23 protein-coding genes are annotated in these 22,466 nt (G+C 55.6%); 9 read left to right on the top strand and 14 right to left on the bottom strand.

The features are described 5' to 3' along the window. Positions 1-45: 45 nt before the first annotated feature. Both AQ981_RS21365 and AQ981_RS21360 read right to left on the bottom strand, forming a co-directional pair. Positions 46-651 (bottom strand): TetR/AcrR family transcriptional regulator, encoded by a 606-nt coding sequence (locus AQ981_RS21365; RefSeq protein WP_058913785.1) that lies wholly within the window; start codon positions 649-651, stop codon positions 46-48. After that, the gene (locus tag AQ981_RS21360) at positions 648-1,238 is read right to left on the bottom strand and encodes a TetR/AcrR family transcriptional regulator (protein WP_082683243.1); all 591 of its coding nucleotides are present in this window, start codon (positions 1,236-1,238) and stop codon (positions 648-650) included. Before AQ981_RS21360 ends, AQ981_RS21365 begins: the two co-directional genes overlap by 4 nt. Before the next feature lie 156 nt (positions 1,239-1,394). Between AQ981_RS21360 and AQ981_RS21355 the strand changes: the two genes are divergently transcribed. Together AQ981_RS21355 and AQ981_RS21350 are read left to right on the top strand one after the other, a co-directional pair. Continuing rightward, positions 1,395-2,522: an efflux RND transporter periplasmic adaptor subunit gene (locus AQ981_RS21355; RefSeq protein ID WP_249226365.1), complete on the top strand. Its 1,128-nt coding sequence runs from the start codon at positions 1,395-1,397 to the stop codon at positions 2,520-2,522. A gap of 8 nt (positions 2,523-2,530) precedes the next feature. Beyond that, entirely contained in the window at positions 2,531-4,468 is a 1,938-nt protein-coding gene (locus AQ981_RS21350) for a MacB family efflux pump subunit (RefSeq protein WP_058913782.1), read from the top strand. A 74-nt stretch (positions 4,469-4,542) separates the two neighbouring features. On the opposite strand, the gene AQ981_RS21345 is transcribed toward AQ981_RS21350, so the two are convergent. Then, positions 4,543-5,496, bottom strand: a complete 954-nt coding sequence (locus tag AQ981_RS21345) for a bifunctional helix-turn-helix transcriptional regulator/GNAT family N-acetyltransferase (RefSeq protein WP_058913781.1) — start codon at positions 5,494-5,496, stop codon at positions 4,543-4,545. Positions 5,497-5,677: 181 nt separating this feature from the next. Continuing rightward, a complete protein-coding gene (locus tag AQ981_RS21340; RefSeq protein ID WP_058913780.1) occupies positions 5,678-6,139 on the bottom strand; it encodes a multidrug/biocide efflux PACE transporter in 462 nt (153 codons plus the stop codon). A 102-nt stretch (positions 6,140-6,241) separates the two neighbouring features. Here AQ981_RS21340 and AQ981_RS21335 point away from each other — a divergent pair, with 102 nt between their 5' ends. From AQ981_RS21335 to AQ981_RS21320, 4 genes are all read left to right on the top strand, one after another. Then, positions 6,242-7,120, top strand: coding sequence for a LysR family transcriptional regulator (locus AQ981_RS21335; RefSeq protein ID WP_058913779.1), 879 nt, complete (start codon positions 6,242-6,244; stop codon positions 7,118-7,120). A gap of 167 nt (positions 7,121-7,287) precedes the next feature. Next, complete coding sequence (gene dkgB, locus AQ981_RS21330; RefSeq protein WP_058913778.1) at positions 7,288-8,091, top strand: 2,5-didehydrogluconate reductase DkgB; 804 nt, start codon at positions 7,288-7,290, stop codon at positions 8,089-8,091. 186 nt (positions 8,092-8,277) lie between these two features. Further along, positions 8,278-8,868, top strand: a complete 591-nt coding sequence (locus tag AQ981_RS21325; protein ID WP_058913777.1) for an LOG family protein — start codon at positions 8,278-8,280, stop codon at positions 8,866-8,868. Further along, complete coding sequence (locus tag AQ981_RS21320) at positions 8,858-9,259, top strand: NUDIX hydrolase (protein ID WP_058913776.1); 402 nt, start codon at positions 8,858-8,860, stop codon at positions 9,257-9,259. The genes AQ981_RS21325 and AQ981_RS21320 overlap by 11 nt, the downstream gene beginning before the upstream one ends. Before the next feature lie 63 nt (positions 9,260-9,322). On the opposite strand, the gene uxuA is transcribed toward AQ981_RS21320, so the two are convergent. Then, positions 9,323-10,393: a mannonate dehydratase gene (gene uxuA, locus AQ981_RS21315; protein ID WP_058913775.1), complete on the bottom strand. Its 1,071-nt coding sequence runs from the start codon at positions 10,391-10,393 to the stop codon at positions 9,323-9,325. 247 nt (positions 10,394-10,640) lie between these two features. Between uxuA and AQ981_RS21310 the strand changes: the two genes are divergently transcribed. Together AQ981_RS21310 and AQ981_RS21305 are read left to right on the top strand one after the other, a co-directional pair. Next, positions 10,641-11,345 carry a heavy metal response regulator transcription factor gene (locus AQ981_RS21310; protein WP_058913774.1) on the top strand — a complete coding sequence of 235 codons (705 nt, stop codon included), beginning with the start codon at positions 10,641-10,643 and terminating at the stop codon, positions 11,343-11,345. Further along, positions 11,339-12,793 carry a heavy metal sensor histidine kinase gene (locus tag AQ981_RS21305; protein ID WP_058913773.1) on the top strand — a complete coding sequence of 485 codons (1,455 nt, stop codon included), beginning with the start codon at positions 11,339-11,341 and terminating at the stop codon, positions 12,791-12,793. Before AQ981_RS21310 ends, AQ981_RS21305 begins: the two co-directional genes overlap by 7 nt. A 202-nt stretch (positions 12,794-12,995) precedes the next feature. On the opposite strand, the gene AQ981_RS21300 is transcribed toward AQ981_RS21305, so the two are convergent. Both AQ981_RS21300 and AQ981_RS27745 read right to left on the bottom strand, forming a co-directional pair. Continuing rightward, positions 12,996-13,250: a YdgH/BhsA/McbA family protein gene (locus AQ981_RS21300; protein WP_058913772.1), complete on the bottom strand. Its 255-nt coding sequence runs from the start codon at positions 13,248-13,250 to the stop codon at positions 12,996-12,998. Between the two features lie 230 nt (positions 13,251-13,480). Then, positions 13,481-13,630, bottom strand: a complete 150-nt coding sequence (locus AQ981_RS27745; RefSeq protein ID WP_154675965.1) for a hypothetical protein — start codon at positions 13,628-13,630, stop codon at positions 13,481-13,483. A 703-nt stretch (positions 13,631-14,333) separates the two neighbouring features. Between AQ981_RS27745 and AQ981_RS21295 the strand changes: the two genes are divergently transcribed. Then, positions 14,334-15,338 carry an NAD(P)-dependent alcohol dehydrogenase gene (locus AQ981_RS21295; protein ID WP_058913798.1) on the top strand — a complete coding sequence of 335 codons (1,005 nt, stop codon included), beginning with the start codon at positions 14,334-14,336 and terminating at the stop codon, positions 15,336-15,338. Between the two features lie 6 nt (positions 15,339-15,344). On the opposite strand, the gene AQ981_RS21290 is transcribed toward AQ981_RS21295, so the two are convergent. From AQ981_RS21290 to AQ981_RS21260, 7 genes are all read right to left on the bottom strand, one after another. Continuing rightward, positions 15,345-15,821, bottom strand: a complete 477-nt coding sequence (locus tag AQ981_RS21290; protein WP_058913771.1) for a hypothetical protein — start codon at positions 15,819-15,821, stop codon at positions 15,345-15,347. Between the two features lie 164 nt (positions 15,822-15,985). Further along, positions 15,986-16,933, bottom strand: a complete 948-nt coding sequence (locus AQ981_RS21285) for a Csu type fimbrial protein (protein WP_249226363.1) — start codon at positions 16,931-16,933, stop codon at positions 15,986-15,988. Then, entirely contained in the window at positions 16,930-19,311 is a 2,382-nt protein-coding gene (locus AQ981_RS21280; RefSeq protein WP_082683241.1) for a fimbria/pilus outer membrane usher protein, read from the bottom strand. Before AQ981_RS21280 ends, AQ981_RS21285 begins: the two co-directional genes overlap by 4 nt. Positions 19,312-19,334: 23 nt before the next feature. Continuing rightward, positions 19,335-20,090 carry a fimbrial biogenesis chaperone gene (locus AQ981_RS21275; protein ID WP_071608980.1) on the bottom strand — a complete coding sequence of 252 codons (756 nt, stop codon included), beginning with the start codon at positions 20,088-20,090 and terminating at the stop codon, positions 19,335-19,337. 17 nt (positions 20,091-20,107) lie between these two features. After that, on the bottom strand, positions 20,108-20,650 hold the full coding sequence (locus tag AQ981_RS21270; RefSeq protein WP_121500705.1) for a Csu type fimbrial protein: 543 nt from the start codon (positions 20,648-20,650) through the stop codon (positions 20,108-20,110). Between the two features lie 11 nt (positions 20,651-20,661). Further along, the gene (locus AQ981_RS21265; protein ID WP_058913769.1) at positions 20,662-21,234 is read right to left on the bottom strand and encodes a Csu type fimbrial protein; all 573 of its coding nucleotides are present in this window, start codon (positions 21,232-21,234) and stop codon (positions 20,662-20,664) included. A gap of 660 nt (positions 21,235-21,894) precedes the next feature. Continuing rightward, positions 21,895-22,422, bottom strand: coding sequence for a GNAT family N-acetyltransferase (locus tag AQ981_RS21260; RefSeq protein WP_058913794.1), 528 nt, complete (start codon positions 22,420-22,422; stop codon positions 21,895-21,897). Between the last annotated feature and the right edge of the window lie 44 nt (positions 22,423-22,466).

Genomic DNA, 22,466 nt, shown 5'->3' with positions numbered 1-22,466 from the left:
CTCGCTCTGCGGGATGGCCAGCGCCAGTGATGTCATTTGAATGTCTTAACGACTTGTCGGCTGTACAGCTTCGTTAAACAACAGAGCGAACAGGTTTGTGTAGACCTTGTGGACTGCATGCATGTCCTGTTCCTCGTCACCGGGGATACGGCTACTTAGGCCATCCATCAATGCTGCAACAAACTCAAATCTGGCTGCCAGTTTCTGTTCATCCCATTCGGGATATAGCCGTTGCATATGTGTCAGCGCCTGGCTGTAAGACAGAGCGTTTGCCTGCTGGAGCATTTTTTGAATCGCGGGATTACGTGAGGCCTCAGCAATGATTTCCCGCTGCAGGGCGCGATCTTCAGGGGGTTGGCCAAACCAGCTTACCGCATGCTGAATCAGGAGGTTTTGCAGGGCGGTGGGGGAAGTCGCTTCGCTAAATATGACGCAGACTCGTCTGGCTGTCATACACAAAACAAATTCGGCAATGATCGCTTCTTTATTTTTGAAATAACGATAGATCTGGCCAGCGCTGTAGCCTGACTGCCGGCTAATTTGCGTCATGGTGGCACCGTGGAAGCCAGCGCTGAGAAAGCAGCTCCTCGCGGCGGCAATAATTTCCTTACGACGCGCTGCCTGTACAGCCAGGCGCGATGTACTGGTCATTGTCCTTCCTTTATTGCGGGCATGTGCAGAGCATGGAATATTTCCTGTGCAAGTGCGATGAATTCCGGCGTTGCGCTTTGCAGCCCGAGCGTTTCTCTGATCGCTATACCATCGGCAAGCACTGAAGCGACGTGGAGTCTGGCACGCAGTTCGCTGTCTGTTAGTTCGGGAAAATGCTGTTTTTCTTTCTCCAGAGCGAAGTCTTTTAATCGCTGCCTCGCATGGATAACCATGTTCAATATCTTTTCATTTCTGGTGGCTTCAGCGGAGATTTCCATCATTAGCAAGATATATTTTTTGAATTTATCGTTATCAGGCAACCCTGAGGGAAAGGTGATGCTGGCATCGCACTGCGCAGCGGAAAGCCCCTCTGTGGGCAGTAGACTTTGCATTTCCTGGACGACCTGATCGACAACGGATTCGATTATCTCATCTTTACTGTTGAAGTAGCGATACACCAGACCCGTACTGATACCTGCCTGTTCTGCGATGTCATTAATGCTGGAATTGTGAAACCCCCTGCTGATGACACAATCACGGGCGGCGTTGATTATCTGCATTCTACGGTCGGGTTTTGTTGATGACATAGCCTTTCTCTACCAATGTATTTTTCTGTCAAACACGTATCAGTCTATAAGTTTTTAGTATAACATTCTGGGAATGAATGATCATTCTCAATTTATTATCCATCAGGGAGAACACAGAGCATAATGAAAAGGAAAGGGTTTCTTTGGGCTTTGGCTATGGTTACTGCCAGTATCGCCGCTGGTATCTATATGCTGGCTCCGGCAAAACAGGGCAATATTTATTTGACTGAACAGGTTAAAAAAGGCGACATCTCTACCACCGTCATCACCACTGGCACCGTGCGAAGCAATAACCGGGTGAATGTGGGGGCTCAGGTGTCGGGTAAAGTTACGGAAATGACGGTGGCGTTGGGAGATTCGATTAGCAAAGGCCAGCTTATCGCCCGCATTGATTCCACAACCAAAGAGAACGACCTGAAGAAGGCTGAATCACAACTGGCAACTTATCGTGCTGAATATGAATCGAAAAAAGTCACCCTTGATGTGGCGCAGCGTAATTTTACTCGGGTTTCCACGCTCGCTAAAACCAGTGCAGTGTCCCGGGAAACGCTGGATACGGCCAGCGATACGCTGGCAACAGCGCGAGCGGATCTACAGGTAACGGCAGAAAACATTAAGCAGGCTGAAATCGCCGTGAGTTCTGCCAGAACCGAGTTGGACTATACCACTATTGTCTCGCCAATTGACGGTGTGGTGATCTCGGTTCCGGTATCGGTAGGGCAAACGGTGAATAGCTCCATGGAAACGCCGACCATCGTACAGATCGCTGATTTAACGACCATGCTGATCAAACTTGAAATTCCTGAAGGGGATGTGACCAGGGTCAGGGAGGGAATGAACGCGCAGTTCTCGACGCTGGCCGATCCCGATATTCAATATCAGGAGGCGATTACTTCGGTAGATCCTGGCTTAACAACTCTGACGGATAACAATTATTCTGAATCGGTGACCAATACAGATGCCGTCTATTATTACGCCAATGTTATTGTCGAAAACCCGCAGGGAAAGCTGCGTATCGGTATGTCAACGGAAGGATCTATTGAAATAGACAGCCGTAAGGATGTTCTGCTGGTTCCTGCATTAGCGGTTAAAAAACAGCAGGGAAAAAGTGTGGTCTATCTACTGGGCGAAGATAATGTCAAAACGGAACGCGTGGTGCAGACCGGTATCAGCAACGAATTTATGACAGAAATTGTTGCGGGTCTCCGCGAGGGTGACAAAGTGATTCTCTCGGAACTCAGCGCCGGTGAAAAGGTCGGTAACACAATGCCGTCACCGATATAGGAGGGGAAATGGAACCTATCATTAAAATCTCCTCTCTGAATCGGTTTTTTGGTGAAGGGAACAGTCGCGTTCAGGTGCTGAAAGACATCAATCTGGAGATTGATCGCGGCGATTTTGTGGCCATCATTGGTGCTTCCGGTTCAGGAAAGTCCACTCTGATGAATATTATTGGCTGTCTGGATAAAGCCAGTGCTGGTGATTATCTGCTGGATGGCAACCGGGTGAGTGCGATGAATGACGATCAGCTTGCGGATCTGCGGCTCTCGATGTTCGGGTTTATTTTTCAGCGCTATAACCTGCTCAGCTCTCTGAATGCGACAGATAACGTGGTATTACCTTCCGTCTATGCCGGAATGGGCAACCAGCAGCGTCAGCAGCGGGCCGCCGATTTACTCAACGACCTTGAGCTTGGTGAGCGCCTGGAAAACCGGCCGAGTGAGTTATCTGGCGGCCAGCAGCAGCGCGTCAGTATTGCCCGCGCTTTAATGAACGGCGGCAGTATTATTCTGGCGGATGAACCCACCGGCGCCCTGGATTCCAAAAGTGGCGTGATGGTGATGGAGATTCTTAGCGAACTGAACCGTAAAGGGCACACCGTCATTCTGGTGACGCACGATAAGAGTATTGCAGAGCACGCGAACAGAATTATTGAAATCAGCGACGGGCAGATTGTTAATGATACAGTTCAGCGGCGCCCTGGTGTGGTAGAAAAAGAAAATCATTCTGGTCCAAAACGTAATTTTGCCTTTTACCGCGAACAACTGACCGAAGCTTTTACCATGTCGGTTAAGGCGATTATCGCCCATAAATTGCGCTCTATGCTGACGATGTTAGGGATTATTATTGGCATCACGTCGGTGGTCAGCGTGGTGGCGCTGGGAACCGGCTCGCAGCAAAAAATCCTCAATAATATTAGTTCGCTGGGTACTAATACCATGGATATTTTTAATGGTTCAGGGTTTGGCGATACCCGTGCGGATAAAACCAAATCTCTGACTATTGCCGATTCGCAGGCGCTGGGCCAGCAAAGCTATATTGAAAGCTCCACGCCGAACAGCAATGTTGCAGGAACGCTCATTTTTGGTAGTAAATCTCTGACCGCGACTGTGAAGGGCGTGGGGGAGCAATACTTTGTCACCAAAGGTATTGCTACACAGACGGGTTTTACTTTCAGTGAACAGGATGTGGCAAATAACGCCTCTGTGGCAGTGATTGATGAGAATACCCTCGACAGTGTGTTTAATGGCGAAAGTCCGTTGGGGAGAATTATCATTTTTAATAAGCGGCCGCTGCGAGTGATTGGCGTTGCCGTCACCAAAAACAATATGGCGATGAACACCAGCGATCTGAATATCTTTGTCCCCTATACCACGGTGATGAATAAAATCTCCGGGGAAAAGAACATTGATTCGATTACTGTCAGAATGTCCGCCGATGTTGACAGCGCCGTCGCAGAAAAAAGCGTGACTGAACTACTGACCTCCCGGCATGGAAAAAAAGATTTTTACATCATGAACAGCGATACGCTGAAAAGGACCATTGAGACCACCACTAATACCCTGAAGCTACTTATTTCGCTGATTGCTCTGATTTCACTGGCGGTTGGCGGTATCGGGGTTATGAATATCATGCTGGTGTCGGTGACAGAGCGCACCAGAGAAATTGGTATTCGTATGGCCATTGGCGCCAGACAATCGAATATTCTGCAGCAGTTTCTGATTGAAGCGATACTAATTTGCATGATTGGTGGCATTGTTGGTGTACTGCTATCTTTTACTATTGGTATGGCGTTCAATCAGTTGATGAAAGACTTTTCGATGGTATTCTCTTCTTTTTCCATCATTTCTGCGGTGCTGTGCTCAACGCTGATTGGGGTTATCTTCGGCTATATGCCGGCAAAAAATGCCTCGCGGCTGAACCCGATAGAGGCATTATCGAGAGATTAAAGGAAAGTGCGCTCTGCCCCGAAAACGGGGCAGTTGCTATTTCTATCCCGGGTTACCTGCGTGATTGCAGGCAGTCAGGGCTTGCGGCGCGTGAACTGCTGTTCGGTGACAACGCTGCCCCACTGGTTGCCTTCGGCTTCGTGAGTCAGTACAAAACCGTGCGCTTCATACAGATGCCGCGCGGCATTGAGGCCGCTGAAGGTCCACAGATGGGTTGCCGGGAAACCTGACTCATCACAAAACGCGACTGCCTGCTCAAGCAATCTTTTCCCGACGCCGCCGCCGCGGCAACCATCATCAAGAATGAACCAGCGCAGATGGGCCTCGTCATTATCTGCATCCCCGCCGTCGATAGCCACGGAGCCGACAATTCTGCCGTTCAGTAGCGCGGCCCAGATGCGATTGCCGGGGTTATCCAGGCGACCGACAAACTCAGCGATACCGCTGGCGACCTGGCTTTCAAAAAATTGCCCGAAACCGGAATATCGTGAGTAAAAATCAGCGTGCATCTCCACCACCCGGCCGACCAGCCCCGGGCGATAGCCGGACTCAATGGCGATCGGACTGGCGGCGGTGCGGCTGTCCGGTGCCTGGCGGCGCGATTTGAGCGCCTGAGCATATAAAGCGATGCCCTGGGCGACCGTTTGTTGCTGTGTGGGGTTAAGCTGCCGCATCGCCGTTTCCACCTGCATCCGCCCGTAAGCGTGAATCTCCTGCACGCTATGGCGGCCCTGGGCGGTCAGGCCCAGCGACTTAATGCGCCCGTCGCCGTCGACCGTGGATTCCACGAGTTCTCCCGCCTCTACCAGCTTACCGAGCAGGCGGCTGATACTCGATTTTTCAAGGCCGAGCAACTGGACCAGTTGCGCGGCGCTCAGGGGGCCGTGGGCGTCGATCTCCAGCAAGGCGTGTACCGCGGAAGCAGAGTACCCGGTCGCGGCAAGGGTGGCGTTCATAAAGCCCAGCTCCCGCACCATCAGGCGCGAGGCGGAGCGAATATCTTCGATAAGAGTGCTGCTGTTAGTCATGGTGGGCGCTTCCGTTGTTATTGTAGTTGTATGATACAACCATTTATCAGCGCCACCGTCAAGTGAACAACCGTACCTGGAATCACAAAGGGGAAGAAGGGGGGAAAATCGCCGGCGTGAGCAGCGTCGGGCTTGTACTGGCGGCATGAGAAACGCCGGAGCGGCGGCTCCGGCGCAGGGGTTAGTTGCGCAGCATCACCCGCTGCCGGCGACGTTTCACAACCCGGGCGCGCAGGGCGTCATAGCTCCAGTTATAGACCATGGTATAGGGCAGGAAGAACAGGAAGAAACCGAACTCCAGCATAAATGCCTGCACCAGGCTGATGCCGAGAAACAGCGACACCACCGCCACGCCAATGACAATAAAGCCGCACTCAAACCCGAGGGCGTGCAATGCGCGGACTTTGGCGCTACGCCGGACCAGATGCGCCGGCCAGAAATGGTCGAACAGCGCATTGTAGATAATGTTCCACAGCATCGCGATAGTGGCCAGTAATACCGTCAGTCCGCCCATCTCAATGACCGAACGCTGCATCAGCCAGGCGGCGGTCGGCGCGATCATCGCGGTGGCGATCCCTTCGAAGCAGACGGCATGGAAAATGCGTTCCAGCAACGATCTTCTTTGTTCGGTGTGGTGCTGCATAACTTTAAAAACCTCCGGATCGGGAAAATTCATTACCGACGGGATTTTTATCGATAATTATGATATTTAAAAAATAGAATCCATCGATAAAATAGATAGTTTATGCGCTACTCTCCTGAAGCGTTGACCGCATTTGTTGAAACCGTGGCCTGCGGCTCTTTCTCCGCCGCCGCGCGTCGCCTGCGTAAAAGCCAGTCGACGATCAGTACCGCCATCGCTCATCTGGAGGCGGATCTTGGCATCACCCTGTTCGATCGTTCATCGCGCCAGCCGGTGTTAACCGAAGAAGGGAAACGGGTGCTCAGCTACGTTGAAGCGATACTGGCCGCCAGCGAGCGGCTGGATGAACTGGCGATTTCGCTTAGCGGAACCACCGAAGCGCGCCTGACATTTGTGCTGTCGGACACGCTGCACCCGGATATCCTTGAAGATCTGATGGCGCAATTCGACAGCCAATTCCCGCATACCGAATTTGAATGTCTGATCGGCGAGGATGAGGATGTTGTCGATCTGCTGCAAAAGGAGCGGGCCCAGGTGGGGCTTATTGAAGCCCGCGAGGTTTATCCCGCCAATATTGGCGCTATGCGCCTGCCGGTTCAGACTCAGATGGGCATTTATGTCGCCAGTCACCATGCTCTGGCCGCCCGCCGCGATGTGGCGTGGGAGCAGCTGCGCACCTGGCGTGAACTGAAGCTGAGTACCTATCTGGAAACTGACCCTACCCCCGCCAGAGGGCCGGTGTGGTCCGCTCCCAATTACTTATTGCTGCTCAGTATGGCGGTTCAGGGGCTGGGCTGGTGCATCCTGCCCTGCGCGCTGGTGGAGGAGTTCGCGGCGGCAAAGTCCCTGCAACAACTGGATATCGCCGGCTGGCCGAGGGCGGTGGATATTGATTTGTTGTGGAACAAGCGGCGTCCCCCCGGGGCGGCGGGCGCCTGGCTGCGTAACTACCTGGCTCAACAGCATAAACAGATGCAGTAAGTCGCTGTGTAACGCGGCGCAGTATGGCTCCTGCTGGTGGGGCGCCGGCGGTTGATTATTGTCGCCAGCGCAAAAAACCTTTGCCGATTTGGCCCTTTTCCGGACGGCGATTCCCCGAAATAATGCCGGCCATCTATTGCGATACTCGTCATCAAGAGGTCAATAACATGGCAATCCCCGCATTTGGTCTGGGCACTTTCCGCCTGAAGGGCGAACAGGTCATCTCATCCGTTAAAATGGCGCTGGCGCTGAATTATCGCGCCATTGATAGCGCACAAATCTATGACAATGAGGCCGATATCGGCCAGGCGATCGCCGAAAGCGGCGTGGCGCGCAGCGAGCTGTACATCACCACGAAAATCTGGACCGAAAATCTCAGCAAAGAAAAGCTGATCCCCAGTCTGAAGCAAAGCCTGCAAAAACTGCGCACTGACTATGTCGACCTGACGCTGATTCACTGGCCATCCCCCGGCAATGCGGTATCCGTTGAGGAATCAATGCAGGCCTTACTGGAAGCCAAAAACCAGGGACTGACCAGAGAGATCGGTATCTCTAACTTTACTATTCCGCTGATGGAGCAGGCGATTGCCGCCGTGGGGGCGGATAATATCGCCACCAACCAGATTGAACTCTCTCCTTATTTGCAAAATCGCCGGGTGGTGGACTGGGCGCGCGCCCATGGTATCCACATTACCTCGTACATGACGCTGGCCTATGGCAAGGCGCTACAGGATGCGCAGATACAGTGGATTGCGCAAAAACACGCCGCCACCCCGGCGCAGGTGATTCTGTGCTGGGCGATGGCGCAAGGGTATTCGGTGATCCCGTCCTCCACAAAAAGAGAGAACCTGGCCAGTAACCTGCTGGCGGCGAATCTCCATCTCGACGCAGACGATATGCAGGCAATTGCGGCGCTGGATAGCCATCAGCGTCTGGTGGATCCGGATGGGCTGGCACCGAACTGGGATTAATGTCTGACGCTCAGGGCCGGCGACGATTGGTCGGCTCCCGACGCCGGGCACGTTCACTGCTGGCTGGCGCCGCGAAAGTCTCTGATTGCGCCGAAATTCCGGTATCGCTACTCCTGCTGGTACGCGGTTTTGTATATGATGTACAGCTACATGAATCGTATGCTAAGCATTGACAGGAGTTATTGCATGACGGCAGTTGGCGTGTTTTGTGGTTCTTCAGGCGGGCAGCTTCCGGTTTATATGGCGGCGGCCCGGGAAGTGGGGAAGGCGCTGGCGGAAGCGGGACTGAGTATCGTCTACGGCGGCGGTAAAGTCGGACTGATGGGCGCCGTTGCCGGCTCGGCGATGGCCCATGGCGGCAGGGTCACTGGCGTGATGCCCGGTTCGCTGGTGGAGCGTGAAATCGCCCACGACGGTCTGACCGAACTGCTGGTCGTGAAAGATATGCACGAGCGCAAAACCCGCATGGGCGAACTGGCGGATGCCTTTATTGCCCTGCCCGGCGGCGCCGGCACGCTGGAAGAGATCTTCGAACAGTGGACCTGGGCGCAACTGGGCCTGCACCATAAGCCGTGCGCGTTTCTTAATGTGAATGGCTACTATGAGCCGTTGAGAGAGATGATTCGGCGTATGGTGGCCGAAGGATTTTTGCATCAGCGCTACGCCGATATGATCCCGTTTTGCGACACCATCGACGAGGCGATTGCGTTTTTCCGACGCTATCAGGCGCCGGAGCAGAAGTGGACTTCTGCCGGAGTGGCGCGTCATGGCGGCTGATCGGCAAATTCATATTGCGGCGGCGGTGATTCGCGATGATGCCGGGCGCTGCCTGCTGGTGAGAAAACGCAATACCCGGTATTTCATGCAGCCCGGCGGTAAAATTGATGTCGGGGAATCGCCGCAGGGCGCGCTGGTGCGCGAGCTGCGCGAAGAGCTGTCGATCTGTGTCGATCCGCAGGCGCTGCGTTCGCTGGGGCGTTTTATCGATATTGCCGCCAATGAGCCGCAGCATCAGCTGGTGGCGGAGATGTTTACGGTGAGCGGTACGTTTCAGGTCACGCCGGCGGCGGAAATTGAAGAGGTGGTGTGGCTGGATCCCGACAGCCGGGCGGACATTTTACTGGCGCCCCTGACGGAAAAACAGATCCTGCCGCTGCTGCGCGCATAACAGAGCAGGCGCGGTATCACACCCGGACTCAGCGGGTGTGATACCGGTAAACCGGTAAGCGGATTATTGCGCCCGGTTTTCCAGCGCTTCCCACAGGCCGAGCAGATAGGTGGCCCCCAGCGCCCGATCGTAAAGCCCGTAGCCGGGGCGACCGGTTTCTCCCCAGATAAAGCGACCGTGGTCCGGGCGGATATAGCCCTCAAAACCGTTGTCATGCAGGGCCTTCATCACTTGATACATGTCCAGCGAGCCGTAGCGCGACGGGTGTGCGCACTCATAGAAGTCTTTGTCTTTTATCAGCTTGATATTGCGCACGTGGGCGAAGTGGATACGCTTGCGGCGCGTAAACTCCGCCAGGATCTGGCACACGTCATTGGCCGGATCTTCGGCAATCGAGCCGGTACACAGGGTGATCCCGTTCGCCTCTGAATCCACGGCCCGGCAGATCCAGTCCAGATCGTCGCGGTTTTTGACAATCCGCGGCAGACCAAAGATAGAGTATGGCGGATCGTCAGGGTGGATCGCCATTTTCACCCCGACCTCTTCACAGACCGGAATCACCGCCTGCAGAAAGTAGACCAGGTTGGCACGCAGTTTTTGGTCATCCACGCCCTGGTATTTGGCGAACAGCTCCTGGACTTTGGCCAGCCGTTCCGGCTCCCAGCCCGGCAGGGCGAAACCGTTGGAACTGTCGAGAACCTCCCTGACTACCTCCTCCAGGCTCTTATCAATACCTTGTTTTTCGAAGGCCATGGACAGAGAGCCGTCCGGGAGTACATATTGCATATCGGTTTTCATCCAGTCGAAAACCGGCATGAAGTTGTAGCAAATGACCCGGACGCCATATTTCGCCAGGTTGCGGATAGTCTGCTGGTAGTTGGCGATATAGCGATCGCGGCTCGGGAGGCCGATTTTAATATCGTCATGAATATTAACGCTTTCAATAACTTCCATTTTCAGGCCTGCCTGATGGGCCTGGCCGACCAGCGCGGCGATTTTCTCTTCCGGCCAGGTTTCGCCAACCGGGACGTCATACAGCGCGCCCACCACGCCTTCAACCCCTGGTACCTGGCGAATATGTTCCAGCGGTACTTTATCTTCGTCTGGTCCAAACCAGCGCATTGTCATTTGCATCATTACACCTTAACTGTCAGCCGTTGATTGCGTCTGATTATCTACCATACTAGTAGTATTGAATAGTGACTGAGCGCAAAAAAAGTGCAGTCGGCGCAGGGCGCCTGATTTCTGGTTAGCCGGGTTTTGTGGGCGATGATGGTAAATTCGACATTTACTGACAATTTTGTCAGCCAGCAGTCAGTCTGAAGACATGCCAGAGCGTGTAAACTGATGCCATGAGCGGCGATCCGGAGCGAGATAAAGCATGCGGCTGTTACTGATTGAAGATGAAGAGAAAACCTCTTTCTACCTGCGTAAGGCGCTGGCGGAACAGAGTTACTCGGTTGACGTCGCGGCAAACGGCAACGAGGGGCTGTGGCTGGCGCTGCAGAACGATTACGACGCCATTATTCTCGACGTGATGCTGCCCGGGATGGACGGTTATGGCGTGCTGGAAGGGCTGCGGGCCGTCAAGCAGACGCCGGTACTGATGTTATCTGCCCGCGGTTCGGTCGATGAGCGGGTACGCGGACTGCGTTCCGGGGCCGATGATTACCTGGCAAAGCCGTTTTCGCTGATTGAACTGGTGGCGCGCATTCAGGCGCTGTTGCGCCGCAGAATGAGCGATGCCAGCGCGCCGACCCACTTGTGTATCGCCGATCTGCAAATCGATCTGATCGCCCGTAAAGTCTTCCGGGCAGGCAACCGCATCGATCTCACGGCCAAAGAGTTTTCGCTGCTCAGTCTGCTGGCCAGGCATCAGGGGGAGATTCTGTCGAAGATGATGATCGCCGAAGAGGTCTGGGATATGAACTTTGACAGCGATGCCAACGTGGTGGAAGTGGCGATTAAGCGTCTACGCAATAAGATCGATACTCCCTATGAAATGAAATTGCTGCACACGGTGCGTGGCATGGGCTACGTGCTGGAAACCCGCGCCGAGCGGGAAACGAATCCGGTGACATTATGAGAATCTCTATCTCCGGGCGCCTGACGCTGATGTTCGCGCTATTAATGATTGGCACTGTCGCCACCTTCGCCCTGTTTCTGCGCAGTTCACTGCTTTCATCGCTGGAAGGGATGATGCATAACGAACTGGTGATCCGTAATTCGCTGATGGCGCCGTATATTGAATACCAGGGATCGGTGGAAAACTGGTCCCACGTGGAGCAAAAGCTGGCAACGCTGAGCAGTAATGAGCGCGATAAAGTGAGTTACCTGATTCTCAGCAAGGATCAACAGTACCGCGTCGGCTCGCTGCCGGTGGCGGCGCTGAACTACGATCAACTGCCGGAAGGGTTTTCAACCATCCCTAATGTCGACGATCCCTGTCCTCTCTATATGCTGGTGCAAACCCTGAAACCGCTGGGGGATCGCCCGGAGGTGAAATTCATTGTCGCCCTCAACTCCCGGCCTTATTACTCCACGCTGGCTGAATTCACCAGTTCGCTGATCTTTAGCTCTGTGGCGGGGCTGAGTTTTGTTATTTTGCTGAGCTATTTTATTTCCCGCTATGGCCTGCGGCCGGCCAGGCATCTCAGCGAGCAGGCCCACGGCCTGGCGCCGGGGGAGCCCAGTCAGCGTCTGGAGACCAACACGCTGCCCAGCGAGCTCTATTCGCTGGCGGTGGCGTTTAATGGCGCCCTGGAGCGCCAGGAAATAGCCTGGAAACAGCTGGAAAGTTTTAATGCCGACGTCGCTCATGAACTGCGCACCCCCCTGACCAACCTGATCGGCCAGACTCAACTGGCGCTCTCCCGGCAGCGAATCGCGCCGGAGCTGGAGGAACTGCTGGAATCCAACCTCGAAGAGCTGGAGCGCATGACGTCGATCGTCAACGATATGCTGTTTCTGTCGCATGCCATGGCTGGCCAGAGCGCGACGGAGCTCAGTGAGGTGTCGCTGCGCGAGGAAGCGCTCAAAACCTATGATTACATTGAACCATCATTACTGGATAAATCCCTGTCGCTGGATATTGTCGGCGATGTGCGGGCGCGGGTGGATAAACGCCTGTTTCACCGGGCGCTCGCGAATCTGCTGGAAAACGGCGCGCGCTATGCGCCCACGGGGAGCGCGGTGCGGGTGACCTTATCCCACAATGGTTACCTGACGCAGATTGCGGTTTCCAACGTTGGCGATGCCATTGAAGAACGGCATCTTGAGCGGTTGTTTGAGCGTTTTTATCGGGTGGACGCGGCGCGTAACGGCAGTCATATGCACCACGGGCTGGGGCTGGCGATCGTCAATGCGGTGGCGCTGATGCACGGTGGGAAAGCCTTTGCCCGCAGCGAGGCCGGTATTAATACCTTTGGCTTCACCCTGCGCATTGCGCCGGCCGGGCATGAGTCGCAGCAGGCGGAGGCCCTGGCCGACGGTAGCCAACTGGCGCAGTCGGTATCGGGACAGGGGATTGCCTGACGGGGTCAGGCTTTAACCTTATCCTGCGGCAGAGAAAGGCGGGGGACGGGGAGAGTCGGGGCAGCGGTGAAGGGGGGCTGCCGGGCCGATTGACAGGATAAAAAAAGCCGGGTCACCAGGCCCGGCCAATATCATCATCAAATCAGAATAACATTCGTAACGTTAGCAATGGATAACAGCAGGACTACCGGACTTTCAGCAATTAACGGTAAATATCCGCAACGCCGAATTGCTTATTATTGCCGCCGACAGCGACAATTTTAAACGATGTTGCGCCAGCCTCTTCTGCTTTTTGCTCCAGCGCTTTACTCACTTCGCTCAGGGAATTTTTGCCCTGTACGCTAACAACGCCGATTTTCTCTTTACCCTGCGCGGAGGATATTTCATCGGCGGCGAAGGCGACCTGAGTGGCGAATAAGGCACTGATTGCGACAAATGCTGCGCTGAACTTTTTCATTTTTCCACCTCACATTAATTAATAAAAAAACAACTGATAGTATTGATACAGACCGCTGTCTTGTATGAGCAAACTATAGCAATCCAACCTGACAGCGAAGTGACCTGAAGATAACGAAATTGTCAGATTTCCGCTGTTTACATAACTTTTCCTTTTCTGTGGGTATTTATTTACATTAGGCGATAAATAACCCGTTTAACACTGTCTGGCCATTGCCGCCAGCGCGTGATTTACAGGCGTATGATCTCCTGCTCCTCCCCGGGAATCAGCACCTTGCTCTGGTAAGGTATTGTTTTTGATGTTAGTCGGAGGTCGCTCAGCGACAGGGCGATGCACAGAATAATGATCCCGGAGGCTATCAGCATAATGTTAATTTTCATCAGTCCCTCTTTGGTTATCCATTTTTTATTCAGCTCTGACAATAAAAAAAACCTCTGACAATAGCGTGACCGCCAGATAACAATCATGTCAGGTTATTGAAAATAAGAATAATCAGTTTAAAAAAGCTCACTGAATGCTGGAGGGTTATTTATGATGAATACTCATAAGCTTTGTTAGCATTTCTCATGGATATTACCGCTATCTCCCTGAATAACCGTACTGTCCGGTATCTGATAATAGAATAAATGATGCGAATTTTCGCCATCACGAAATGACTGTTGGCAAATCTCCTTGACAATGAATTTGTCTGCTGTTTATTTTTTACCGGGTTAATAAGTGGATGATATGGGAAACCTGCAATTATTTATTTTACTGAATCTGATCCATTAATTATCCACCAGACGATAGTTGAAATTTCCAGACGGCAAATAGTGCCACGCTGCGCTATTGCGTGAAATGACATCATCAACCCGTGGACGCGAATCTGAAAGGAGCATCAGCATGTGTGAAAAATGCAATCAACGAATGGCGTCGGGACGCCGCTCATTTTTACTGGGCAGCGCCGGGCTGCTGGCCTCCGCGCCGTTTATTATCAGCGGCGCAGCGCGGGCGCAGGCGCCGGAAAGCCAGGCGGTCCCTGGTAGCGCTGCGGGGCCGACCCGGGCATGGGGGGCGCACAGTTCGGATTTCGCTTTCCGGGAAATGACCATTCAGCGTCGGGCGCTGGGGCCAAAGGATGTGCATATCGATATTCTTTACTGCGGCATTTGCCATTCCGATATTCATGCGGTGCGCGGCGACTGGCGGGTGCCGGATCTGCCAATTGTGCCGGGCCACGAAATTGTCGGGCGGGTGGTGGCGGTTGGCAGCGCGGTGACTAAATTCCGCCCCGGCGATATCGCCGGGGTAGGCTGTATGGTGGATTCCTGCGGCGAGTGTGAAAACTGCCTTGCCGATCGGGAGCAGATTTGCCTGAATGGCACCACCTTTACCTACGGCGCGCCGGACAAGATTTCCGGCGGCCAGACCTATGGCGGCTATGCCGACAGCATTGTCGTGACCGAGCGTTTTGCTATCCGTATTCCACCCGGGATGGACCTGGCCTCCACGGCGCCGATTCTCTGCGCCGGGATCACCACCTTTTCGCCGCTGCGCCACTGGCAGGTGACCCCCGCGTTTCGCGTTGGCGTCGTTGGCCTCGGCGGGCTTGGACATATGGCGGTAAAACTGGCGCTGGCCCACCAGGCGCAGGTGACGGTATTCACAACGTCGCCGGGAAAAATCGCCGACGCCCGGCGGTTAGGCGCCAGCGAGGCGGTACTGTGGTCCGATGCCCAGGGTATGAGCCGACAGGCGAATAGCTGTGATCTGATTATCGCGACGGTGCCGGAAGGGTTCTCCATGCAGCCATTTTTCAATGCCCTGAAAAATGATGGCACGCTGGTGAACGTCGGGGCGCTGGGCAGCCTGAACCCGGATCTCAGCGGTATGCTGTTGGCCTTTAGCCGGAAAAAACTCTCCGGCTCCATGATTGGCGGTATCGCTGAAACCCAGCAGGTGGTCGATTACTGCTTTGCCCGCAATATCCGCCCGGAGGTGGAACTGATTCGCCCGGATCAGATTCAGGCCGCTTACCGGCGGGTACTGGACAAAGATGTGCGCTACCGCTTTGTCATTGACTTTGCCTCCGCAAAACGCGCGGCGTAGCGGTGGTTACATTTTCGGCGTCACCCCATAGCGCGGGTGGTTAAAATTGGCCGCCCACAGCTTAATGTCGCCGTTAATGATCACGGTACGGTCCTGGGAGAGTTTTCTGGCGATACTGTTGACCTCCCGGGAATCGCTGAGCAGGAAATGTTCTTTTTTACGCTTGTCGGTTTCGAAACAGGTGTAGTGGGTGTTGAGCGGTTTGTCATCCACAAGCAGGGTGGCATTACCCGCCGGCGTTTCACAATCGCCGGGCACAGATTGTGAGACCACCAGATTGGCGTCATCGGTGCCAATGCCGAAAATGCTCACCAGCACCGGCTCGCTGTCTGCCGTCTGGGTGAGGTCGTACATCACGCCGCTGGACTGATACCAGACGTTATACTCCCGGGAGGCGCTGTCACTTTGCGCCGCGCTGCTGGCGCCAGGCATTGCCGCCACTATCGCCGCCAGCGCAAGAATTTTAAAACCGCTATTTTTCATTTGTTATGCCAGCCTCCATGAGGCAAATCAGGAATGTCTTTGTTTCTCTTCAGGCGGCAGGCCACCCCTGGCGACCAGGCGCGGCCCGCTCCGCTATGACCCGAATGTTATTAGTGTAGTTATAAAAATCACCGCGCCGGCAATACCTGACCATGATTTTTTCCTCAGTAAGTGACGGTGACGGTCACCGTATCGCTGTAACTGCCCGCCGCCTGGTTAGCCTGGCTGGGGTTTACAGTCGCCTGATAGATAACGGTCTGCGAGTTCCCGCTGCCGGTGGCGCTCAGATTGGCGGTGCTGGTCCACGGCGTGCCGTTGTTATAGTAAAGCTGGTATTGCAGATAGGAGGTGGTGCCGCTGGTGGTGGCGGCCATCTGTCGCCAGGCGCCGCTGAGCGGGGTACTGCTGGCCATACTGACGCTATAAGCGGTATTGAGGGTGCAGCGGATGCTCAGGGTGCCGGACTGGGTTGTGAACCCTGAAGGGAGCGGCGCGCTGCCGAAAACGATATCCGTGGCGCTGTCGAGGTAACAGTACTTAGTGACATTCATCGAAATTGTGATGCTGTACGCGTTAATGGAGCCGGTCTCGGCCAGACACACCTGAATGCCGAGTACCACCGCGCCGATAGAACATATGTTATAGCTCCCGGTGATGTTGATGGTGTCGGTATAGGTTCCCGCCGGCACGTTGGCGCCCGGGGTCGTGCGTATCCACAGAGGGAAGGAGCCATTGGCGGTGAGTAGGCCCAGCAGATCGAGAAAGGTGGTGGTAGACCAGGTGATGGGGTTACCGCTGGTAACCGATGTGCCGCAGGCCGCGTCTTTACACAGGATATAAGGAATAGCGTAGCCGGTGACGGTGTTACGCAGGCTGGAGGTCATCGTCGGGACGGCGGTGACGGTGTTGGTACCGTTGATACTTAACAGGCTCCCGGAGCATTTCAACCCGCTACTGATCTGGGTGGTTTGCGCGCTGCTGGCGACGCTGAAAGAGTCGGTGGTGGGTAGGGTGCTGCTGCCTGTCGTTCCGGAGCAGGCCGCCTGTACCGGGGCCAGCCAGAACAAAAGCAGCAAGCTCAGTAATATCCTGACGGGAGTCATCCCTGTCATAATGTGTTCTCCGTATCAGCTGGCGCCGGGCAGCGCAGGGTTTTCAGCGCCATAGCGCTGCTGTCGCCGTCCGGTAACGGGAAGGCGTGGCGGCACAGCGGGTAGCCCGGGGCGCGGATTTCCAGATTCAGGCTTTGTTTCAGGTGGCTCAACCAGGCATCGCCGTCGTAACCCACCAGCGCGCTCTGTCCGCTGGTCTTATCGACAATCTCACTGCCGGGCGGCAGCGGCTGGTTACGGCTATCGACAATCCTCAGACGTGCGGAACGCACCTGGCGTACCGGGAAATTCGCTACCGCGCCGCTGCCTTCGCGGATTGCCATTTTCTGTTCGACATTCGGGGTTTCGACATCGACCGGCAGGTTCAGGGTATCGATGGACACTTTGCCGGCATACCAGGCGCTGACCCATGGGATCAGTACCCGGCCGCTGTCGTCGGTGGTGCCGATCAGTTGGTTCTCGTAGCGTACCGGGACGTCCGGGTAACCGTCGGTGTTGACCACAATAAAGGCATCGTTGATTTTATTGGTACTGAACAGTGAACTGTCCATCCAGATCAGCGAACCGCTGATCTCTCCCCAGCGGGTGAGATCATTTTCCGGCCCGTAGATCCCGCCCTGCAACGTGCTGTAGCGGTTTTTCCAGGTGATATCCGCCTGGCGCCACGGATTTTGTCCCTCCGACCAGCCAAGATTCCAGCCCAGACCGCCCTGAGTCGGCGCGCTGCGGCTCAGGTTGAGGCGTTCGCTGTAATCCCCTTCGGTGGTGCGCTGGACGCTGGCGCTAACGCTGCTGCCGTCGCTCAATGGAACGATAAACTGTAGCTGGGCGTTATAACCGCCGTCATCGGGGGACTTATTCACCGCCAGGTACAGGTTGCTGTTGCCCCACAGGCCGACGCTCCATGACAGAGTGGCAAGCCGGGTACGGGTGTTGTCCCGGGCCTGGATATCAAAATAGCCGAGACCGAAGGTGCCATAGCGCGAGCCGAAGGGAGCGAAGCTCAGGGTGACCTGATCGCTACGCTGGCTGAGCTGGGCCGGGCTTTTGAATACACTCAAATCCTGATAGTTGCCGTCGCGCTGCAGGTGTTCGGCAGAAAAGCTAAACCGCGCTGAATAGTAGCTGTAGCCGAGGCTGTATTGCCAGCCGTTGCCGCCGTCGCTGGCGTCGGTAGCGCGGCTCTGGCTCCATGCCGTCGCCGCGCTGAGCGTACCGGCGTTCCACAGCGCGATATCGCTGCCCAGGCCGCCCAGCGCCAGACCGTCGCTGAATTCACCGTGGCTGGAGAACGTCAGGTTGTTAGTCAGACCGTAGCGCCAGATACCGCTTACCGCGCCGCTGCCGTAACTGGCGCTGCGAATGCCGTAATCTTCGCGCAGGGCGCCGGCGGAAAAATCAAAATCGGACAGCCCCTGGCGCAACAGGGTATTTGCCACATAGAACGGTACGCTGGTGGAGACCTGGCGTCCCAGGGCGTCGGTGGTCACCACCGTGGCTTCGCCGGCGCCGTTAATATAGGGAACATTAGTCAGGGTAAACGGTCCGGCATTAATATTGTCGCTGCTGGTCTTATAGCCGTTAATAAACAGATCGACCGAGCCGGGAACCGCGGCCACCCCGGAGTATTGCAGCATCGGCCAGGTGACCAGATCGGGGCGAATCTGAAAATCCCGGCTTACGCGCAGGCCGCCGAGGCGCACCGCATTGCTCCAGGTCAGGGCATTGCTGATAACATCGCCCACCTGCAGATTGATCATGGTGGCTTCATCGCTGTAGCGCCAGAAGGTGTCATAGCGCAGGTAGCCGTCATCATAGCCGGCCTGGCCGCTGCTGTTGCGCCAGGTGCCGGTATTGCTCAGATATCCTGCAGGGCTGAACAAGCGCTGCTCCAGCCAGGCGGCGACATAGCGGCTCTGCCCGCTGGCGTCCTGACCGTAAACATCGTAGTTAAACAGCATTCCCGGGCTGCCGAGGGCCGCCGGGCGCTGGCCGGATTCGCCGGCGCCTAGCGTCTGCTCGGGCAGCCAACTGTCGGGAACGGTCAGATTAAGCCGCTGGGCGGCGGCGTCGAGGGTGACGGTTACCGATGGCAGGGTACTCAGATCCACCAGTCCGCTGCTGGTATCCGGCAGACGCACAAAGTTGCGGCGCAGGGCGCTGGATTCCACCAGATAGTGGCTATCGCGCCAGCGCACCGGAACGATCTGATTGTCCTGGCGGCCATTGACCACCAGCGTCAGATATAGCGTCGCGCTCTCCTGCACCGGCAATGCCTGCGGCGCGTCCGGCAGGGCGTCATACTCTTGCCCCGCGACCGTCCACGGCAGACTCGCCAGCGTCAGGAGACTCCAGAGTCCCGCGCCCGAGCGCTTCATACAGCTCAGCCCGCGCCGCTGACTTAACGGGTAAGGGCGACTGGCGTGGAGTTATCCGCCAGTTGGGCAAACAGCGTTTGCCCGGCGGGGATCGTTTTCCCGGCGGGGAGCGGCCAGCGCATGGTCTGGCCGGGCAGCACATAGCCAAGATAGCCGTCGGCCAGCGACAGAGTCTTACTCCCGGCGCTATGGCCCCAGAAAACATTGCTTAGCCGGGCGTGAACCTGCCCCTGGTTGTGTACAGTCAGCCAGCTTTTGCCTTCGGATTGAGTGATTTGCCAGCGTAGCGCCGGCGTGCTGGTGAGCGGGCGGGTGCCGTCATCCGCCGGTAACGTTAAGCCTTCGCCCGCCATAAACAGCGGCAGTACATAGCGCATTCTGAGCTGCACACCGGCGGCGGATCCGGCATCGCCGGCAGAGGCGGGCTGGGTGGCGGGAATTTCATCAATGATAATCCGGTAGGCCTGCTCCTGGCCGGCGGGGACTGGCTTCAGGCGTACCAGACGTACCAGTTGGCGCTGTCCCGGGGGCACCGTGGCGAAAGGTGGACTGGCTGCTGCGTTGTTTTGATCGGCGTAGCGCTCACGCCCGTCCTGTTGCTGCCAGGCCAGCACTCTCACCTGTAATGTTGTGGGCGTTGAGCCGCGGTTTTCCAGCCAGAGCGCGGAACTTTTCTGGTCGGCGGCGATGGTCTGGTAAACCGGCCACACCAGTACCGAACTGGCGCTCAGGGCGGATAACGGGGATAAAAACAGCAGCAGGGTCAGGAGATATCTCATGGCATTCATCTTATTATTTACCAGGTCAGAGTGACGGTAACGGTATCGCTGTAGCTTCCTGCCGGCGGTGGGGTGCCGTTACTCAATAATCGGGCATAAACGGTCAGGGTTTGCGTGGTGGCGGGAAAACTGGCGATACTCCGGGCCAGGGCGCCGGTTCCCCACACCGTGCTGCGAGCGGCGTCCTGATACAGCTGATAGGCCAGCGTTCGGGTGCCGCCGCTGTTAATCAGGTAACGCTGGGCGTTGCTGCCGCCGTTCACGCCGCCGTTAAGGGCGATCGACACCGCCATCCCCGGCGTACAGGTTACCACCAGCGATCCGGCTCCCACGGTACTGGCCGCGTCCACCACATTCGCCACATTGGCCAGGGTACCGAAGTTAATGGTACCGAGGTTGCCGGAACCACCGCTGCCGCTGCTGCCGAAAATACAGCCGTTGGCGATGGTGGCGGTGACGGTAAAGTTGCGGGTGACGGTATCGGCCGCCAGCGGCGGCGCGAGCAGGTACGCCAGCAACAGGTATAGTCCGTAGCGCCAAAGCCGCGGGCGTTTCACCACAGGCCTGCCGCTTACCAGCTCAGGGTCGCCACAACCGTATCGTTATAGGTGCCCGCGGCTGGCGTAGTGCCTCCGGTACCAGTGGTTTGATCCGCCGGGATGATACGGCCATACAGCGGGATATTCTGGGCTGTGCCGGTGGTGGAGAGTCCCACGTTGCCGCCTGGGGCGATTTCGGCGCTGCGGGCTACGTCAGAATAAATGCGGTATGCCACCAGTGTGGTGTTACCGCCGTTGGTATAGGCCATACGGCGAACCCCGCCGGAGGCATTGAGACCGGAGCCGATGACCAGCGACGGAGTCAGGCCGCTGCTGCACTGAATGGTCACCGCGCTCTGACCGTCGCTGCCGATGACGGTACCGTTGATCACGTTATTCAGATCGGCATACTGGCCGAAGTTGAGGTTACCCCACTGGTTAATCCCGCCGACAACGCTGTTATTGGTCACGGTACAGCCAGCGCCAATCGTGACTTGTACGCCTATCTGGCCGGTGAGCGCACCGGCGGACCAGGCGTTGCCGCAGATCCCCAGTGTCAGCGCGATACCGGGAAGTAAATGCGTCGCGATATGTTTAACGTTCATGGTAAACCTCCAGGCAAAAAAAGGCCGTGCAGACGGGGCTGCAAATGGTTGTAGCGATACGACAGGCGCTGCCGCAGAACCAGTGACGGGTCGCACAGCGCAGTCGCTGTGCAGAGGGGGAATCTTGTTTTTCTGCCGCGCGGCAGATAAAAGCTTAAATAAGCCGGTATCCATCATCATCGCCTCATACAGGCATTTCAGGTCAATAAATGAGAGCGCCAGTTTTTTATGGTGTGAATACCATTATAAAAATAGCGATTATTCGCTGGGGCTCTGGGTCGATATTTTTTTAGTTTGTTGGATTAAATATAGATATTCCTGGTGATTAGATAGTGCCTGACAGGTTAAAAAATTTAAATTCTGATTAATGATTTTATCGTGGATTATTGTGCTGACTATGTGGGGTTTTCTTTCATTTGTACCGTTTTAATGCTAATCAACATCAGGCTAATTAATCGCAGGATAGCCTTTAAAATAGCGAATCAGATATAAAATATATTTTATTTCCGGGCCGGGAAATATATTACGGAGTTAAAGAATAGAAGGTTTTTGGCATTATTACCAGGCGCCGGATATATGAGATAACAGGAGATTAGTTGATCGCTATTTCTTTACAGGGCGGCGCGTTTACTGAGGTTTGCGGAGAGCTGGCCGGACGTATCACACGCCGGCCATCACCACATGGCATAAATCATCATGGAACTGCTGGTAGCGGGCGTCATCAAGAGGGTGCGGATGGCTGAGCACCAGCAGCAAATGATCCGCCACGCCGGCGTGGTAGCTGGGGTGGTGGTGAGTAAATGGATTGCGCTGAAACCCGAGCTGTTGGTAAAAGCGCAGCCGCCGCCGGGCAATCCCGGTCGTCAGAGGATCAATTTCCAGAACGGTGAGCGGGTTTGCGTCGAGGAACTGGCGCAGCATCCGTTTACCATAGCCGGCGCCGCGCAACTGGTCGTTGACGGCCAGGTGCTCAATATAGCTGTAGCCGTGGAAGCGCCAGGCGCCGATCATCCCGACAAATAGCCGCCCATCGTAACAGGCCAGCAGACGGTAGTGAGGGTTGTCCAGCGCCAGCTGTTTCGCCGCTGCTTCGCGTTTTTCATGCCACGGGAAGGCGGATTCGTACAGGGTGTCCACCAGACGGAAATCGTCGCTGGCGGTATCGGTGAGGTGTCGAAAGGTGAGCATCATTCCCCGGTTCTGGTACGCGCAGGCAGAGCGCGGTGAAACAA

The organism is Entomohabitans teleogrylli (assembly GCF_001484765.1).
In the GTDB taxonomy this organism is placed as follows: Bacteria; Pseudomonadota; Gammaproteobacteria; order Enterobacterales; family Enterobacteriaceae; genus Entomohabitans; species Entomohabitans teleogrylli.
This window is presented reverse-complemented; position numbering and strand designations above follow the sequence as displayed.